Annotated in this window: 15 protein-coding genes; 13 read left to right on the forward strand and 2 right to left on the reverse strand. The window is 55.8% G+C overall.

The features are described from left to right. Positions 1 to 91: 91 nt before the first annotated feature. Genes D777_RS02700 through D777_RS02715 form a run of 4 tightly spaced genes read left to right on the forward strand, consistent with a single transcriptional unit; the run spans position 92 to position 2,797 of the window. Entirely contained in the window at positions 92 to 787 is a 696-nt protein-coding gene (locus D777_RS02700) for a MotA/TolQ/ExbB proton channel family protein (protein ID WP_036128506.1), read from the forward strand. A 24-nt stretch (positions 788 to 811) separates the two neighbouring features. Next, positions 812 to 1,324, forward strand: coding sequence for an ExbD/TolR family protein (locus D777_RS02705; RefSeq protein WP_036128508.1), 513 nt, complete (start codon positions 812 to 814; stop codon positions 1,322 to 1,324). Beyond that, positions 1,321 to 1,821: an ExbD/TolR family protein gene (locus tag D777_RS02710; protein ID WP_036128511.1), complete on the forward strand. Its 501-nt coding sequence runs from the start codon at positions 1,321 to 1,323 to the stop codon at positions 1,819 to 1,821. Before D777_RS02705 ends, D777_RS02710 begins: the two co-directional genes overlap by 4 nt. A gap of 4 nt (positions 1,822 to 1,825) precedes the next feature. Next, on the forward strand, positions 1,826 to 2,797 hold the full coding sequence (locus tag D777_RS02715; protein ID WP_036128513.1) for an AgmX/PglI C-terminal domain-containing protein: 972 nt from the start codon (positions 1,826 to 1,828) through the stop codon (positions 2,795 to 2,797). A 45-nt stretch (positions 2,798 to 2,842) separates the two neighbouring features. Here D777_RS02715 and D777_RS02720 read toward each other — a convergent pair whose 3' ends face one another. Next, a complete protein-coding gene (locus tag D777_RS02720) occupies positions 2,843 to 4,645 on the reverse strand; it encodes a PHA/PHB synthase family protein (RefSeq protein ID WP_036128515.1) in 1,803 nt (600 codons plus the stop codon). 71 nt (positions 4,646 to 4,716) lie between these two features. Further along, positions 4,717 to 5,067: a phasin family protein gene (locus D777_RS02725; protein ID WP_051668925.1), complete on the reverse strand. Its 351-nt coding sequence runs from the start codon at positions 5,065 to 5,067 to the stop codon at positions 4,717 to 4,719. Positions 5,068 to 5,223: 156 nt separating this feature from the next. On the opposite strand from D777_RS02725, the gene D777_RS02730 reads away from it, so the two are divergent. The 9 genes from D777_RS02730 (at position 5,224) to D777_RS02770 (ending at position 15,743) form a co-directional block, all read left to right on the forward strand. Further along, positions 5,224 to 5,544: a TraR/DksA family transcriptional regulator gene (locus D777_RS02730; protein ID WP_036128517.1), complete on the forward strand. Its 321-nt coding sequence runs from the start codon at positions 5,224 to 5,226 to the stop codon at positions 5,542 to 5,544. Between the two features lie 29 nt (positions 5,545 to 5,573). Next, positions 5,574 to 6,284: an ABC transporter ATP-binding protein gene (locus D777_RS02735; protein WP_081849449.1), complete on the forward strand. Its 711-nt coding sequence runs from the start codon at positions 5,574 to 5,576 to the stop codon at positions 6,282 to 6,284. Between the two features lie 4 nt (positions 6,285 to 6,288). Next, complete coding sequence (locus D777_RS02740) at positions 6,289 to 8,664, forward strand: ABC transporter permease (RefSeq protein WP_036128521.1); 2,376 nt, start codon at positions 6,289 to 6,291, stop codon at positions 8,662 to 8,664. A gap of 43 nt (positions 8,665 to 8,707) precedes the next feature. Then, positions 8,708 to 9,913, forward strand: a complete 1,206-nt coding sequence (locus D777_RS02745) for an efflux RND transporter periplasmic adaptor subunit (RefSeq protein ID WP_036128522.1) — start codon at positions 8,708 to 8,710, stop codon at positions 9,911 to 9,913. 80 nt (positions 9,914 to 9,993) lie between these two features. Continuing rightward, entirely contained in the window at positions 9,994 to 10,593 is a 600-nt protein-coding gene (locus D777_RS02750) for a DUF2238 domain-containing protein (protein ID WP_036129562.1), read from the forward strand. Then, a complete protein-coding gene (locus D777_RS02755) occupies positions 10,586 to 12,046 on the forward strand; it encodes an SLC13 family permease (RefSeq protein WP_036128523.1) in 1,461 nt (486 codons plus the stop codon). The genes D777_RS02750 and D777_RS02755 overlap by 8 nt, the downstream gene beginning before the upstream one ends. Positions 12,047 to 12,207: 161 nt before the next feature. Then, positions 12,208 to 13,008 (forward strand): C39 family peptidase, encoded by an 801-nt coding sequence (locus tag D777_RS02760; protein ID WP_036128524.1) that lies wholly within the window; start codon positions 12,208 to 12,210, stop codon positions 13,006 to 13,008. 60 nt (positions 13,009 to 13,068) lie between these two features. After that, a complete protein-coding gene (locus D777_RS02765; RefSeq protein WP_036128526.1) occupies positions 13,069 to 14,079 on the forward strand; it encodes a hypothetical protein in 1,011 nt (336 codons plus the stop codon). 38 nt (positions 14,080 to 14,117) lie between these two features. Further along, positions 14,118 to 15,743 carry an OmpP1/FadL family transporter gene (locus D777_RS02770; RefSeq protein WP_036128528.1) on the forward strand — a complete coding sequence of 542 codons (1,626 nt, stop codon included), beginning with the start codon at positions 14,118 to 14,120 and terminating at the stop codon, positions 15,741 to 15,743. Position 15,744: the final 1 nt, after the last annotated feature.

A 15,744-nucleotide genomic window follows, 5' to 3' on the forward strand; every position in this document is an offset into this window, starting at 1 on the left:
CACTCTGCAACAAAGACTTTCCCTTACTTACCCCCCGGGTCGTGGCGTCGCCTTAAACTGACCCAAAACATGGACCATGGAGTGCCCAGCAATGATTGATACCGCCGCTCGTTTCTTTCAGGAAGGTGGCTTTTTTATGTACCCGATAGCCGTCGTCCTGATCATCGGAGTGATTGTGGCGATTGAGCGCTTCGTCTACCTGTCTGCCCAGAAAATGACCAATCGCAGGGACTTTAACCGACTTCATCAGTTGATCGCCAAGAAGGAGTTGAAGGGAGCGCTGAATTACGCCCAGGAATCCGGAACCGCCATGGCGACCATGATTGGGTTCGGGCTGCAACGTCTGGCTCGTCGTCAGGGCCGCGAAGAAATCGAATACGCCATGGAGGAAGGGCTACTCGATGTCATGCCTCGTTTGGAAAAACGGACACAGTATCTCGCGACACTGGCAAACATTGCCACGCTCCTGGGCCTCCTGGGAACCATTATCGGTCTGATATCCGCTTTTACTGCCGTAGCCGCAGCGGATCCTGCTGAAAAGGCGAGCCTGCTGTCCCAGAGCATTTCTGTTGCGATGAATACCACGGCGTTTGGATTGATGTCAGCCATTCCCCTGCTGGTCGTCCACTCGTTGCTACAGACCAAAACCAATGAAATTGTCGACAGTTTTGAAATGGCTGGCGTCAAGGTGCTTAACCTGCTGAGCGACGGCGCAGTGCCGAAGGCGACTGCCGCAAAAGCCAATGCTTCCGGGCAAATGGCAACACCGGCTGGGTCGCTCGCCTGATCAGCAACGAAAAGGAAGTCAGCCATGAGACGGAGACATCGACGGCTAAAGAGTGATGCCGACCTGGACATCACGCCATTCATGAATCTGATGATCGTTCTGGTACCGGTGTTGCTCCTGAATATGGTGTTTGCTCATACCAGTGTTCTGGAGTTGAACTTTCCTACCGGTGAGAGTTCGTCTCAGGAGACTGAGGAGGATCTGCAAATCCAGGTTGTGATTCTGGACAATCGCCTGTTCATTGCAGACAACAAAGGCGGCGCCATAAAAGATATACCTGCCCGGGAAGGGCAGTACGACTTCGCCATGCTTAAAGACGTCATGAAGGAGCTGAAGCGCCGTGTCCCGGAAAAGCGGGACGTCGTCATTATGCCGTCGGGAGGCACTTCGTATCAGACGCTTGTGACGGTCATGGATACGGTCAGGTCCTATGAAACCATGGTGGCAGGTGATGTCGTCGAGGCAGAGTTGTTCCCTGACATCTCACTGGGGGATGCGCCCGAGACATTTTCGGCCAGTGACGAGGTGAGGTCATGAAAGAATCCACCAAGGCCAGACGGCACAAGCGTCACTACCGTCGCAATAGGGCGCAGAGCAAAATGAATCTGGTGTCTCTGATGGATATTTTTACCATTCTGGTGTTCTTCCTGATGGTGAATTCCTCGTCGGAAGTTCAAGTCCTGACCCAGAACAATACCATTAAGCTTCCAGAATCTACTGCTGAGCAACGCCCGAAGGAAGTTCTGGCGTTGACCGTAACGGACCGTGACATACTCGTAAATGGACGGCTAGTTACGCAAAGAGCGGTTTTCCAGGCGTTCGAGGGGCAGGTTGAACCTCTTTTAAAAGAGGAGCTGGAGTATCAGGCCAATCGATCGGAGGCGAAGGTGCCAGAGACCGGGCGGCCGATAACGATACTGGCTGACCGGGAGCTGCCGTACGACCTACTCAAGAAGATCATGTCCACCTGCGTGGAGGCAGGCTACGCGGCTATTTCCCTGGCAGTGAGTCAGCAAGCAGAGCAGGGAGCCTGAGTTCATGGATTATCGGTACGGACTGCCCTGGAACCGCGAGCAAGGTGAGCGTAAGCGGCTGACAGCGATTTCTTTGATCATCGTTCCCCTGTTTCTGGGTTTTGGGGCTTACGTAACACTTGTGGACGTGCCTGAACAGGATCGTAAAGAAAAGGAAGCTCTGCCGCCGCAGCTGGCGAAGCTCATCGTTCAGAAGAAAGAACCGCCGAAACCTGTGCTCCCGGAGCCAAGGCCCGAGCATAAGCAACCAGAACCTGAAGAAAAACCGGAATCCCGGATGGTGCGGGAACCCAAACCCGTGTTACCGCAACCTGAACCCAAGGTGGCTGAAAAAACAGCGGAGCCCGAGCCCCAGAGAGTCGAGAGAGCGCGAGAGAAGGCAAGAAACAGCGGGATTCTCGCCATGGGCAGTGAGCTGGCAAGGTTGAGCAACCTGGCAGACTCGGTAAAGCTTGATACGCCGGTCACCAAGACGTCGGAGCCCGTGGCAAAATCAACGCCTGACACACTGGCTCAGAGGGCGAACGCCAAGACCAGTAGTGCGGGCGTTGATGAAACACGGCTCAAGCGGGAAGCCGGTCAGGTCGCCCTGGCTGAGCGTCAGCGGGCTGAAATCGCTGAGGCTGAGCGAGTCGCAGTGGCCAAAGACGTCGCGCGCAGAAAAGCTCAGGAAGTGGCGAACAAAACTCGGAGCAAGGAAGATCTGAGGCGCACCATGGATGCCAATAAGTCCGCAATCTACAGCATTTATAACCGGGAGCTACGCAGAAAACCCTCTTTGCGTGGCAGTATCACGCCGGAGCTGGTCATTGAAGAGAATGGGGCGGTGTCCAGTTGTTCCGTGGTGGAATCTACCCTCAATGAGCCCCGGCTCGAGCGCAAGATATGCAGTCGCCTGCGCCTGGTTGATTTCGGCGCGAGACCTGGTGTGGACAAGACCCGCATCCGGTACCCTATTGAACTGCTACCGGGCTGACGTGATGTCCCGGCGCCACGTGGTGGGTGGTGCCGGGGCATCATCCTAGGCCTTGGCGGCCTCAGCTGCCCTCACTTTTACGTAGCTGCCCGGCGCGTCCTCAATAGCTTTGAGTTTGCCGTCACCAGGGATTCGGGCCTCTATGGGTTCTCCCATATACTGCTCGAGCCATTCAAGCCAGTGGGGCCACCAGGAGCCCGGTTGGTGCTCGGCCTGAGCGAGCCATTCATCCGAGTCTGCGGGCAGGCTTCCGTTCGTCCAGAAGCCATACTTTTCCTTGTACGGTGGGTTGATGACACCGGCAATATGGCCCGAGCCGGAAAGCACAAACCGGACATCGCCACCGTGGACACATGCACCTTTGTAGGTTGTCTTCCACTTGGCGATGTGATCCTGGCGTGCTGACAGAAAGAACGACGGGATCGTGATTTCTGACAGATCAATTGACTCACCCGCCAAGGTTAAAGAGTTCGGCTGAACGAGCCGGTTGTTCAGGTACATCTCCCGGAGGTAAAAGCTGTGCATTTTCGCCGGGAGGTTCGTGCCATCGGTATTCCAGTAAAGCAGGTCGAACGCTTTCGGCTTTTCGCCCTTGAGGTAGTTGTTCGTCCAGAATGACCAGAACAACTCATTCTCCCGCAGTAGATTGAATGTGAAGGCCATGGCTCGACCATCCAGGTATCCCTTGCGTTTGAGCATGCGCTCGATACCGCGGATGGAGTGATCGTTGATGAAGACACCAATGCCGCCCGGGTCAGAAAAGTCCAGCAGGGTTGTCAGGTAGGTCGCGCTGATCACCCGGTTCTGTTTCCGTTTTTCCAGCCAGGCAAGGGTTGATCCTAACAGCGTGCCACCAATGCAGTAGCCGATCACATTCATCTTCTCTTCGCCGGTGGCTTGTGTGACGGCATCCATTGCCTCCAGCGGTCCCTGTGTCATGTAGTCGTCCCAGCTCTTATCGCGCAGAGAAGGGCCCGGATTGCGCCAGGAAATAATAAAGACTGTTTGTCCCTGATCGACCAGCCATTGAATGAATGAGTTTCGGGGAGCCAGGTCCAGAATGTAGTACTTGTTGATCCAGGGGGGGACGATGAGTACCGGAACACGAGCGACCGATTTGGTCGTCGGTGAATACTGGATCAACTGCATCAACTCATTCTGGTAGACCACTTTTCCCGGTGTTGTGGCGAGGTTGCGACCTACCTCAAACGCGGAGCGATCCGTCATGCCGACGTTGAACAGCGATGGGTTTTGGCGCAGATCCTCCATCAGTTGTTGCGTACCCTCGAGCAGATTCATGCCCTTGCGCTCCCAGGTGATTCTGAGAACTTCCGGGTTGGTGGCGGGAAAGTTCGAGGGTGACAGGGCACTGGTCAGTTGGCGGGCATAGAAGGCCATCTGATCTCGGTTCGCTGAGGGCAGGGCGCTCATGTCGCCCACCCAGTCGAGAAATGCGCGGGAATTGATCAGGTAGGCCTGGTGGAGTACGTCGAAGGGCAGAGAGCTGCGCCAGTCCTCCGCCATGAAGCGACGGTCGTCCGGGGCGGGAAGAGCAACGGGATCGCGCTCCCTTCCCATCAAGCGGGCAAGCGTGTAGGCGCCCAGGGCCAGGTGCTTTCGCGCCAGGTTGATTTCCGCATTGGCGAATCTGACAGGATGCATCAACAGGTCTTCGGCCATGGCCCGGTAGGCGTCGGACATTTCGTTGATGGTGGACAGTTTGGCGGCATCAATGACGCCGGTATCGCCAAACCATTCTTCCAGTTGATGCTGCCCCCGGTGAACATTGTGTTCAAAGGCTTCAACCAGACGGTTCGCGGTTGAGCTCAGAAATTCCATGCCGAACATAGGTGATCCCTGACGTAATAAGGAATGATGTCGGTAAGGGCGAGGCCCTTACCGTAAATCAGGCGTGGTCTTCAGGCGGCGTTGTTTTTGCTGTCGCCGTCTGTGTTTGCGGGCTCTTCCGGCGTATCAGTCTGTGCGCTAAACGCTTTCTGCAATTCCTGGCGCGTTTCAGAAAAATAGTCCTGCCATTGTTTCCAGTCAGAGTTGAACTGCTCGCTCAGGGACTTGAGTGTTTCTGCCTGGTCGCCAGTGACGTTTTTGAGACTATCCAAATCCTTTACATCAGAGATCTTGCGAGCCTGGTCCATGGCAACGTCGGCATAGCGACGGAATGCGTCCATCTGCATTTCTGCAGCTTTGCTGAACTGGGTCATCAGTGTTTCGTTCAGTCGGTTCATACGTTCAATCATTTCATTGGTCATCGATACAGCTCCTTTGTGTTGACGGTTGTACACTTTTTATTCTGCACTAAGTTTCATTGCGTGATTTTGACAGGCATCAAGCCGGGGTTCGGCTTATGATTTAGTGTATGCCTGAGTCGCAATGTGCGAATGCAATGGCGTAACTGGAGATGTGTTATGACCAACCGGAAATCGGAACTGGAAACACTCAGAGCGGACCTCAAGGCACGACTGGCCCGTTATGAGGCCCATCAGCGCCGGGAAGACGGCGCTCTGGAGAAGGATTTTGAGGAGCAGGCCACCCAGACTCAGAACGATGAAGTCGTTGATTCCCTGGAGACGGAAACCAGAGACGAGCTGAGTCAGATTGAGCATGCGCTGGAACGGATCGAGCATGGTCTTGGTGACAGCTGCGAATCCTGCGGTGAACCCATAGACCCAAGGCGGCTTCAGGTCTTGCCCTATACAACGTTGTGCGTCGACTGTGCCGGTGACTGAACCCTCAGCCTAAACCATGGATGGCCGTGATGAACCGGGAGCTGGTATTCCAGACACGAGGACTCACCAAGATCTATGATCAGGGGGAGGTAGAGGTCCGTGCCTTGCGTGGTGTGGACCTTGATCTTTATGCCGGAGAGCTGGTGGTGATGCTGGGTGCATCCGGGTCAGGCAAATCCACGTTGCTGAATATCCTCGGTGGCCTCGATGTCCCGACCGGGGGTGAGGTGCGTTACCGGGATGTGGATCTCAGTAACGCCGATGATCGAGCGCTGACCCGTTATCGGCGCGATCACGTCGGTTTTGTGTTCCAGTTCTACAATCTCATCCCCAGCCTCACGGCCCGAGAGAATGTCGCCGCGGTCACTGAAATAGCCCGCTCGCCGATGACACCTGAGAGCGCCCTGGACCTGGTTGGTCTCGGCAACCGGATGGATCATTTTCCGGCCCAGTTGTCCGGCGGTGAACAGCAGCGCGTCGCCATTGCCAGAGCCGTCGCTAAACGGCCTGAGGTCTTGTTGTGTGACGAGCCCACAGGCGCTCTGGATTCGACCACCGGTGTGTTAGTTCTGGCAGCCCTGGAAAAGGCGAATCGGGAGACTGGTACGACCACCGTGATCATTACCCACAATGCGTCGATCGCCGGCATGGGCGACCGGGTTATCACGCTTTCCGACGGCAATATCAGTGGCGAGCAACGTAATCTCCGGCGCCAGGATCCCACGAGCCTTACCTGGTGAGTACATGAAAGTGTTCACCGGTGTTCTGGCCATCAAGCTCCGCCGCGAATTGTGGCAGATGCGCGGTCAGGTACTTGCCATTGCTCTGGTGATTGCGGGCGGGGTCGCGGTATGCGTCATGTCTCTGGTGAATTATTCCTCCCTGAACGCGACCCGCAGCGAATATTACGATCAGTACCGTTTTGCCGATGTGTTTGCGGGTTTGAAAAGGGCCCCAGGACACGTCGCGAAACGCATCAAGTCACTGCCTGGGGTCGAAACTGCCGACGCTCGTGTGGAAGGCTGGGCGAAGCTCGAAGTACCGGGGTTCGACGATCCGGTTACCGGTCAGCTCTTGTCGCTGCCCCCCTCTGGCCAGCCGCTCGTCAATCAGGTGTTTGTCCGTGAGGGGCGTTTACCAGTAGGAGAGCGACGTCGAGAGGTGGCTGTCATTGGAAGCTTTGCGGACGCTCACGGGCTGGCACCCGGTGACCGTATCGGGGCGATTATCAATGGCCGTCGGCAACTGCTGACCATCAGTGGCATTGTTGAATCCCCTGAGTTCATCTATGTGATTCCTCCGGGTGGGATGCTTCCGGATTATGAGCGCTACGGGGTGCTCTGGATGAACCGGGAAGCGTTGGCCGCGGCCATGGATATGAAAGGAGCGTTCAACAGCCTGGTGCTCACGGTAAAAAGTGGATATCCAGCGGCGTCTGTGATTGACGCTCTCGATCGTCTGCTGGACAGATATGGTGCGACAGGCGCTTATGCAAGAGAGGATCAGTTTTCCCATCGTTTCCTGACCGACGAACTCAGGCAGCTGAAAACCATGGCGACCGTGTTCCCGTTGATTTTCATGAGCGTTGCGATGTTTCTTCTCAACGTTGTTATTACGCGGCTTATCAGCACCCAGCGAGACATCATTGCGGTTTTAAAGGCTTTTGGATACGGCAATCGGGACATTGCCGCGCACTACAGCCAACTCGTGCTGGTGATTGCTGTTATTGGTTTGGCCATTGGGCTCGCACTTGGCCTCTGGCTGGGGCAAGGGCTCGCGGAAATGTACATGCAATACTACCGTTTCCCCGGGCTTCTGTTTCGCATTAACCCCGGGTGGATTGCTCTCATTACCGCTATCACCCTCGTGGTTGCCTGGCTCGGGGGCTGGGCAGCGATTCGCAGGGCGGCGGCCTTGCCTCCCGCAGAAGCGATGCGCCCTGAGGGTCCGGCAACCTATCGAGTCTCTTGGGCAGAGCATGTTCTGTCCGGCATCGGTTTCAGTCAGCCGTCCCGGATGATAGTGCGACAAACGATGCGTCGACCCCTGCGGACTTTTTTATCCATGCTGGGTGTGGCCATGGCGACAGGCATTATTATGGTTGGCAACTTCCAGTTCGATTCCGTCACTCTGATGGTCCATACCCAATTCGCCCGGGTGCAACAACAGGATGTGACCGTTGCGTTCATCGACCCGGTCAACAGTGCTGCCCTGTTTGGTCTGCAGCGGCAGCCGGGCATCCGTTATGTTGAGGGGCGGCGCATGGTGCCGGCGCGGCTCATTAACGAGCAGCTTGAGTGGCGCACGGGCATTGCTGGCATCCCGGAAGGAGCCCGCTTACAGCATGTCATTGATGCCAACCTCAAGTCTGTAGAGCTGCCTGCACGAGGATTGTTGCTGACAGATTTCCTTGCGCAAAAAATGGCGGTGTCCCCAGGCGACGTTGTGAAGGTTGAGATTCTGGAAGGAGATCGCCGAATCCTGTCTGTTCCGGTTGCCGGTGTGACCAGCGAATTCCTTGGCGTTGGCGCCTACATGAGCCTTGAAGGTCTGAATCGGGCGCTTGGAGAAGGGCCGGTGATCAATCAGGTGGTGATGAACGTGGATCCCCGGTATGCGGACCGTATTTACAACGATCTCCGGGAAACCCCGAAAGTGCTCGGGATTGCCATTCGTCAGGCAATGTTGGACAGTTTTTACGAGACCCTCGCCAAAACTTTTCTGACGTTTACTTTCTTCAGCAGCCTGCTTGGTGGGGTTATTGCCTTCGGAGTGATCTATAACACGGTGCGTATCTCGCTTGCTGAAAAGGGACGAGAGCTCGCAAGTCTCCGGGTTCTTGGATACACCCACAATGAGATTGCCCACATCCTGTTGGGGGAAATGGCGATTTTGTTGCTCCTGGGGATACCCATGGGCTGGCTGATCGGTAACGGACTGGCCATGTTGTTGATTACGGCCATGCAAACCGAGCTGTATCGCGTACCCTTGATAGTGACTTCCCAGACACTTGGGGTATCCGCAGCAACTGTGGTTGTATCGGCAGTGGCATCAGGCGCAATCGCCTGGTGGCGGCTGAAAAAACTGGATCTCGTTGCGGTTTTGAAAACGCGGGAATGAGCGTCGCTGAGAATTGCACCGGCAAGATGAAGGAAAAGAACCTATGACGACAAAAACGTCGGTCGGAAAGTGGGGATTCTGGGCTTTTGTGGCAGTGCTCGCAGGGGCTGTGCTGTATCTTGCTGTGCGTCCCGATCCCGTTTGGGTGGACCTGGCAACGGTGTCCCGTGGAGCCCTTGAGGTGTCGATTGATGAGGAGGGGAAAACCCGGGTCAAGGATCGCTACCTGATTTCCTCGCCGGTGGCCGGTTACCTTCATCGCGTGCCCAATGAAGTGGGGGACCGAGTGTCCCCGGGGCAATTGCTCACCGAAGTCGATCCCATGCCTGCCAGTGTGCTGGATGCCAGGAGTCGGGCCGAGGCTGAAGCGCGTGTGGCAGTGGCTCGGTCCGCGCTGAACTCTACCCGCCAGAAGGTTGCCGCTGCGCAGGCGGAGGCCGATCTGGCGAGAAAGGAGCTGGCACGTTTACGGTCCCTGAGTGCGGACCGGTTTGTCTCGGAGGACCGACTGGAACAGGCGGTGTCTGCCGCGGACAGAGCGAACGCCATCCTGCGCTCAGCGAGGTTTGACGAAGAGGTGATGACCCATGAGTTGAAAGCGGCCAGAACTCGCCTGGAGGTTTCAGCAGCGCGTTCATCCGGCAATGGCAATGTCGAGCGTGTATCCGTGCGTTCCCCGGTTGAAGGAGCGGTGCTGGGCGTTGTGAGAAAAAGCGAGGGCGTCATCCAGGCCGGCGAGCCTATTCTTGAGGTCGGTGATCCTTCAGCGCTGGAGGTGGAGGTGGACGTTCTCAGCTTTGATGCAGTGAATCTCAGTCCCGGGATACCGGTGCGACTGACCGGTTGGGGTGGGCAGGTGCTAGAGGGGCGGGTACGTCGTGTAGAGCCGGTTGGCTTTGAAGATATTTCTGCTTTAGGGGTAGAGGAACAGCGGGTCAAAGTGGTTGCAGATATCGTCAGTCCGACTGGCGAGTGGTCTACCCTGGGAGACGGCTATCGGGTGGATGCCTCATTTATCCTGTGGTCAGGAGAGGATGTATTGATCGTGCCCACGTCCGCCATCTTTGACCACAATGGTGGTCAGGCCGTATTCGTCGCTGACAATGACGTGGCACGCCTGGTACCGGTGACGACGGGGCGAAGCAATGGGTTGCATACGGTCATCACCGAGGGGGTGGCCGCGGGTGGCATGGTCATTCGGCACCCGGATAGCGAGATTTTCGATGGCGCAAGAATTCGCGAACGGTAAGATGAGGAAGCCCTTTGAACGACAGTAACGGATCTGGTTTGAAAGTGTCGCTGTCAGCCCTGATTTGGGTTGCCACGTTCATGGCTGTCCTGATTTGGTCGGGCATCGAGCCGAAGGACCGCATGACATGGGTCCTTGAGGTTTTGCCTGCGATCATCGGCTTTGGGCTGGTTGTCTGGTGCTGGTTTCGCTATCCACTGACACCGCTTGTGTATGGATTGATTCTCGTTCACGCGATTATCCTGATGATCGGGGGACATTACACCTATGCGGAAGTACCGTTTTTCGACACCATCGGTGATTGGTTCAGTTGGGAGCGAAACAACTACGACAAGCTCGGTCACTTCGCACAGGGTTTCGTGCCCGCAATGATTGCAAGAGAGCTAGTGTTGGGGCTCGGGGTGTTTGCAAGACGAGGCTGGCCGGCATTCTTTATTGTCTGCTTCTGTTTAGCATTGAGCGCGTTCTATGAGCTGATCGAGTGGTGGGTTGCGCTGGCGAGTGGGCAGGGCGCTGAGGCCTTTCTTGGAACCCAGGGCTACGTTTGGGACACACAATCGGATATGGCCTGGGCGCTGTCTGGCTCAATATTGGCATTGATCATCTTGGGTCGCTGGCATGACCGTCAGATAAAGGCGTTGACGTTAACTGCATCGAGTCAGGGCGACTCGAATGCTTGATCGCGGAGCTTCCAGCAACACTCGTGGGTTGCCCAAGAGCCAGATCGCAGGCCTGCTGATTGGTGCGTCGTTTCTGCTAATGACGTTGCTCGCGCCCGCACCTGAGTCAATGGAGCCGAAGGCTTGGGCCGCTCTGGGCATGATGCTACTGATGGCCACATGGTGGTCGACTGAAGCGATTCCTATTCCCGCTACCGCTTTAGTGCCGATCGTTTTAATTCCGGCACTTGGCCTCGGCAGCATTGCAGAAGCGACGGCTCCTTATGCTCACCCCATTATTTTTCTTTTCCTGGGTGGGTTTACCCTGGGCCTTGCAATGCAGCGCTGGAACTTGCATCGCCGTATCGCCCTGGTGACGCTGAAAGCCGTTGGGGATCGGCCCAAACGCCAGATTGGCGGTTTTATGACCGCTACGGCGTTTCTGAGTATGTGGGTCAGCAATACTGCAACGGCGATTATGATGCTGCCGATAGGCCTTTCCGTTGTCGCCATGATGGATGGCTCCAACCCGGATGCGGTCAGGCGATATGCGACGTCTTTGTTGTTGGCGATCGCGTATTCAGCGAGTATCGGGGGAATCGCAACCCTGATCGGTACGCCGCCTAATGCGCTGCTGGCCGCCTATTTGAGTGACAGTCAGGGTGTTGAGGTGGGGTTCGCCCAGTGGATGCTCATCGGATTGCCCGTTTCGCTGGTTATGCTCGTGGCTGCCTGGTGGTGGCTGACTTTCCGGGATTTTGGTGTCACCCGAAGCGGTGACGCTGACGGAGGTATTGAGCAGGAATTGGCCGCGCTCGGGAAGCTGTCTCGGGGCGAAAAGCTGGTCGCAACGGTGTTTTTGCTGACTGCGAGTGCCTGGATTCTCCGTCCGCTTCTGTCCGAAACGCTGATGCCCTGGTTGAGCGATACCGGAATTGCCATCATCGCCGCAATCGCAATGTTTACAGTGCCTGTGGACACCCGCCATCGTGAATTCCTGCTTGATTGGGAAAGTGCCAAGGGCATTCCCTGGGGCGTGCTTTTACTGTTCGGAGGCGGGCTCGCAATGGCCGGTGTTATCAGCAGTTCCGGGCTTGCAGACTGGATTGCCGTCTCGCTCGGGGCCGCCGGTGCCTTGCCACTGCTGGTGATGGTTGCCCTGGTAGCTGCTGTCATCATTTTCCTGACCGAGGTAACCAGTAATACAGCAACCGCTGCAGCATTTCTGCCCTTGCTCGGCGCTTTAGCGCTTTCACAGGGAGTGCCGCCTGTGTTGCTGGCAGTGCCTGCTGCCCTGGCTGCCAGTTGCGCCTTCATGATGCCGGTAGCCACGCCTCCCAATGCCATCGTTTTTTCGTCTGGCCATATGCAGATTGGTGACATGATCCGTGCCGGTTTTGCGCTCAATCTGATCGGAATAGTGGTCGTGACTGCCTTCAGCTACGGCCTGTTGGGTTTTGTGTTTACCCTCTGATCTCTTGAACCAGTTCTCATACCGATTCCGATAGGCCTCTTCTGCAGCGGTAGATTTGAGGCACAGTTATCTTTCAGCGGGCAGGGTTTTCGGTATCTTACCGTAACAATATGTAACCCCGCTCAATGGTACAGCCAATAACAACAGGGATTGCCTCAAACATGTTGCTGGTGCTCGCCGGATCTATTCTCACATTCACCATGGTGCAGGAAGCAACCGTGGTGGAGCCTTTTGATAAGGGTACTGTCGTTATCGAGCAGGATCTGGATTCCGGGCCGGTTGAGCTGCGCTCGGATATCCATGTCGAGCCGTTGGTCGAGCAGAAATACCGCAACATTGTGCGTCAGGCCTATGACTACAGCTGTGGCAGTGCGGCACTGACAACGGTCTTGAATTATTACCTGGGGCGGACCCTGTCGGAACGGCAGGTGATGGAAGGTCTGCTGCATTACGGCGAGAGTGATCGGATCGTCCAGCGTCGGGCCTTCTCAATGCTGGATATGAAGCGTCTGGTGACGGCTTTGGGCTACCCATCTGGAGGGTTCAAGGCGTCCATCGAGGACCTTAAAGACCTCGATCACCCGGCGATCGTTCCGATTCACCATGCCGGTTTCAAGCATTTTGTTGTCCTGAGGACGATCAAGGATGGGCGGGTGTACATGGCCGATCCGTCGGTGGGCAACATCTCCTTCCCGCTGGCTCAGTTTGAAGAGAAGTGGGACGGCAATGTGCTGTTCATCGTTTTCCCGGGGAGCGATAAACCGCTCGATAACCTTGAGCTGAAAGAAGAAGACCTTCGTTTTGTGGATGACCAGACCATGACGTTAATGGCGCTTGAACGGATTCCGGCGTTCCACGAAGCGACAGAAAGGCGAATTCAGAATCTCCTGGAGCGTCAGAAAAATAATCCGGACGGTAGTGTCGAGAATACTCGAAAACAACTCTACTACCGCCGCAACTAATGAATGCTCCGGAGTGATGTCCGGACAGGAATACGACAAATAAAATCAAAGGGAGTCAGGATGAATCGTTGGTTTGTGCGAGGCGTTATCCTTTTTTCCGCGACCGGTCTGCTTCCAGGAATGGTTCTGGCGCAGGAAGGCAGTGTGGATCAGGCGCGGGAAGCGCTGGCCAAGCAGGAAGGTGATCAGGACGCCTCCCAGCAGCTGGAAGAGGTATTCCAGGCGGCCGAGAAGAACTATTCCCTGCAAAAAAAGGGCACCCATGCCCTGAACTACTCGTTTGACTACTCCTACACCGGAGATCAGCGACTGGATCTTGAGATTATTGGCGGCTCGGTACGGAACATGGATATTGTCCCTTCCGCTACCCATAGCTTCACGAACTCGTTTTCTTATGATTATGGTCTTCTGGACAACCTGACCATCGGTACCCGTGTGCCGTTGGTGGTGAAGTACGATACCGAGGACGAACTCAACGTCTACGACTTTGGTGATGTGTCCTTTACCGGGCGGTGGCAGCCCTTTGCTTACGTACCGGGCAAGATGTCCACAACCTTCTTCGGCACACTGACAACGAAAACCGGCGTCAGCCCGTACGAGATCGATATCAAGGAGCAACTGTCCACCGGGAGTGGTTACTACTCTCTGGGCGGCGGTGCCAGTCTCTCGAAAGTCCTTGATCCAGTGGTTGTCTTTGGGTCGATAAGCGCGACCTATAACCTGCCGGCGGAAGATCTCCAGCAGGTGCGCGGTGCGCGATTGCTGGAAGAAGTGAACCCGGGATTTGGTTTGTCCGGATCGGCTGGTTTTGCCTACTCCCTGTCCTACGATATTTCCCTGAGCATTTCCGCTCAGATCAGCTACAGCGATGAGACCACCCTGAGTTTCAGTGATGGGACCGAAGCAGTTGCACAGGATCAGATGACAGGATTCCTGAGCATGTCCCTGGGGACGCGAGTGAGTGATACCACGATTGTTAATACCAGTCTTGGTATCGGTCTCACCGAGGATGCCCCGGACTTTTCCCTGGGTATATCCCTGCCCATTAATTTCTCCGGCCTCAAAGAGTGATTGGAGCCGCAGACGTTCTACGGGAAGGGAAGGACTTCATGGGACATAATAGCCACAAACGGCAGATTCTCGCGGCGGTCATTGCCACGACCCTCTCGTGTGGTGCCGAGGCCCAGTTTGCGCAGAATCTGACCATTCACCCGAAGGCCCTGGCACTGGGTAATGCGGTGACCGCTGATCCCCCGGGGGTGATGGCAATCCATTACAACCCCGCAGGGTTAACGAAGCTGGACGATCGTCAGCTTGAGGTAAATTTGATGAGCATTTACCTCGATATTGACGCTGATTTTATCGCACCCGATGGGTATGAAATTTTTGGCATTGATGGTCTGGAAACGGACCCGCTGACCGGCAAACAGAGGGATCCGGTCGCCAACACCCATAGCCATACCAATAATGTCGCACTCTATCTGCCGGGTTTTGGGATTTTGAGGGCTCCCCCGGGGCCGGCTATCGCGCCGTCCGCTGGCATCAGTATCAACCCTCCAGGGTCCAAACTGACGTTCGCGAATGCGTTCTATCTGCCTCTTGCGGCAGGCTTCTATCGCGAAAAGGACGATCCGGGGCGCTATCAGCCTCAGGCCACCGCGTTGCAAAGGACGACCTATCTATCGCCCACCATAGGTTACGAGATAAACGATGAGTGGTCTGTGGGTGCCGGTATACACCTGTCCCACATGGGCATTGCCGCTGACCAGTACATGCGGGCCCCTAACATGCTGCTGGGGGTGGCAGAGGTTCTTCAGGATGCCTTTAACTGCGAAAGTGGCGATGAGCCACTGCAACCCTGGCTGGCGTTGTGCGGCGGTAATGTCGGCCCCTGGGACGACATCGGGGCCCTGAGTATCAACGTGCAGGAAACCATCTCACCGACCTATGCCCTCGGTGTGATGTGGGAACCTACAGACTGGTTCAGCTGGGGGGCAAGTTATACCTCTGAAGCTGAAATGAACATGAAGGGCACCTTCGAGATTGAGTACACGGACGACTGGTCGGGCTTCTGGCAAAGCGTGAACGGCTCGGTTCTTGGTGCGATCACCTCTGCCATACTGAGTTTGCCATCCGGTGCTCCCCGGGAAGCGGGCAATGTCAGCATGGATCTGGTCTATCCTCAGCACTTTCAGACTGGCATCAGTCTGGATGTTCATCCCAAGCTGACCCTGAACGCTGACATTGGCTGGACCGACTACAAGCAATGGGATGCGTTTGTGTTCCGGTTTGACCGGAACCTTGAGTTCCTAAACGCGGCGCGGATTCTGTCCCCGGCGAACGCAACGCCAAGCACTCTGAGGCTGCCGCTGGGCTTCAAAAGCCAATGGAACTGGGCTTTTGGTGCTGAGTTTCATGCCTCCTCACGACTCGATCTGAGGGCCGGTGTGGAAATCCGGGATTCCGTTATTCCGGACGACCAACGGCAGGTCATGGCCCCATTTGGTGGCGCAAACCTTTATAGCGTTGGCATGGGGTACAGGTGGGACAAGGATACGGAAATCGATATGAACCTCAGTTACCTGCATTCCATTGAGACCATTCCTGCAGACAGCAGTTGTAACGTAAACTGTGACAACATCACGAACATCATCTACAACCCCTATGCGGGCCTCGATATCAAAACATCGCTTCGGGTTGTGATGGCTGGTCTCAGCTTCAGGACGAAGTTCTGAG

The organism is Marinobacter nitratireducens, from assembly GCF_000708045.1.
Lineage (GTDB): Bacteria > Pseudomonadota > Gammaproteobacteria > Pseudomonadales > Oleiphilaceae > Marinobacter > Marinobacter nitratireducens.

Excerpts from the sequence above, each read along its gene's own strand:
- D777_RS02715 (WP_036128513.1), top strand. The coding sequence starts at position 1,826 with ATGGATTATCGGTACGGACTGCCCTGGAACCGCGAGCAAGGTGAGCGT.
- D777_RS02740 (WP_036128521.1), top strand. The coding sequence starts at position 6,289 with ATGAAAGTGTTCACCGGTGTTCTGGCCATCAAGCTCCGCCGCGAATTG.
- D777_RS02725 (WP_051668925.1), bottom strand. The coding sequence starts at position 5,067 with ATGACCAATGAAATGATTGAACGTATGAACCGACTGAACGAAACACTG.
- D777_RS02750 (WP_036129562.1), top strand. The coding sequence starts at position 9,994 with ATGGCTGTCCTGATTTGGTCGGGCATCGAGCCGAAGGACCGCATGACA.
- D777_RS02735 (WP_081849449.1), top strand. The coding sequence starts at position 5,574 with ATGAACCGGGAGCTGGTATTCCAGACACGAGGACTCACCAAGATCTAT.
- D777_RS02720 (WP_036128515.1), bottom strand. The coding sequence starts at position 4,645 with ATGTTCGGCATGGAATTTCTGAGCTCAACCGCGAACCGTCTGGTTGAA.
- D777_RS02710 (WP_036128511.1), top strand. The coding sequence starts at position 1,321 with ATGAAAGAATCCACCAAGGCCAGACGGCACAAGCGTCACTACCGTCGC.
- D777_RS02760 (WP_036128524.1), top strand. The coding sequence starts at position 12,208 with ATGTTGCTGGTGCTCGCCGGATCTATTCTCACATTCACCATGGTGCAG.
- D777_RS02700 (WP_036128506.1), top strand. The coding sequence starts at position 92 with ATGATTGATACCGCCGCTCGTTTCTTTCAGGAAGGTGGCTTTTTTATG.
- D777_RS02755 (WP_036128523.1), top strand. The coding sequence starts at position 10,586 with ATGCTTGATCGCGGAGCTTCCAGCAACACTCGTGGGTTGCCCAAGAGC.
- D777_RS02705 (WP_036128508.1), top strand. The coding sequence starts at position 812 with ATGAGACGGAGACATCGACGGCTAAAGAGTGATGCCGACCTGGACATC.
- D777_RS02730 (WP_036128517.1), top strand. The coding sequence starts at position 5,224 with ATGACCAACCGGAAATCGGAACTGGAAACACTCAGAGCGGACCTCAAG.
- D777_RS02745 (WP_036128522.1), top strand. The coding sequence starts at position 8,708 with ATGACGACAAAAACGTCGGTCGGAAAGTGGGGATTCTGGGCTTTTGTG.
- D777_RS02765 (WP_036128526.1), top strand. The coding sequence starts at position 13,069 with ATGAATCGTTGGTTTGTGCGAGGCGTTATCCTTTTTTCCGCGACCGGT.
- D777_RS02770 (WP_036128528.1), top strand. The coding sequence starts at position 14,118 with ATGGGACATAATAGCCACAAACGGCAGATTCTCGCGGCGGTCATTGCC.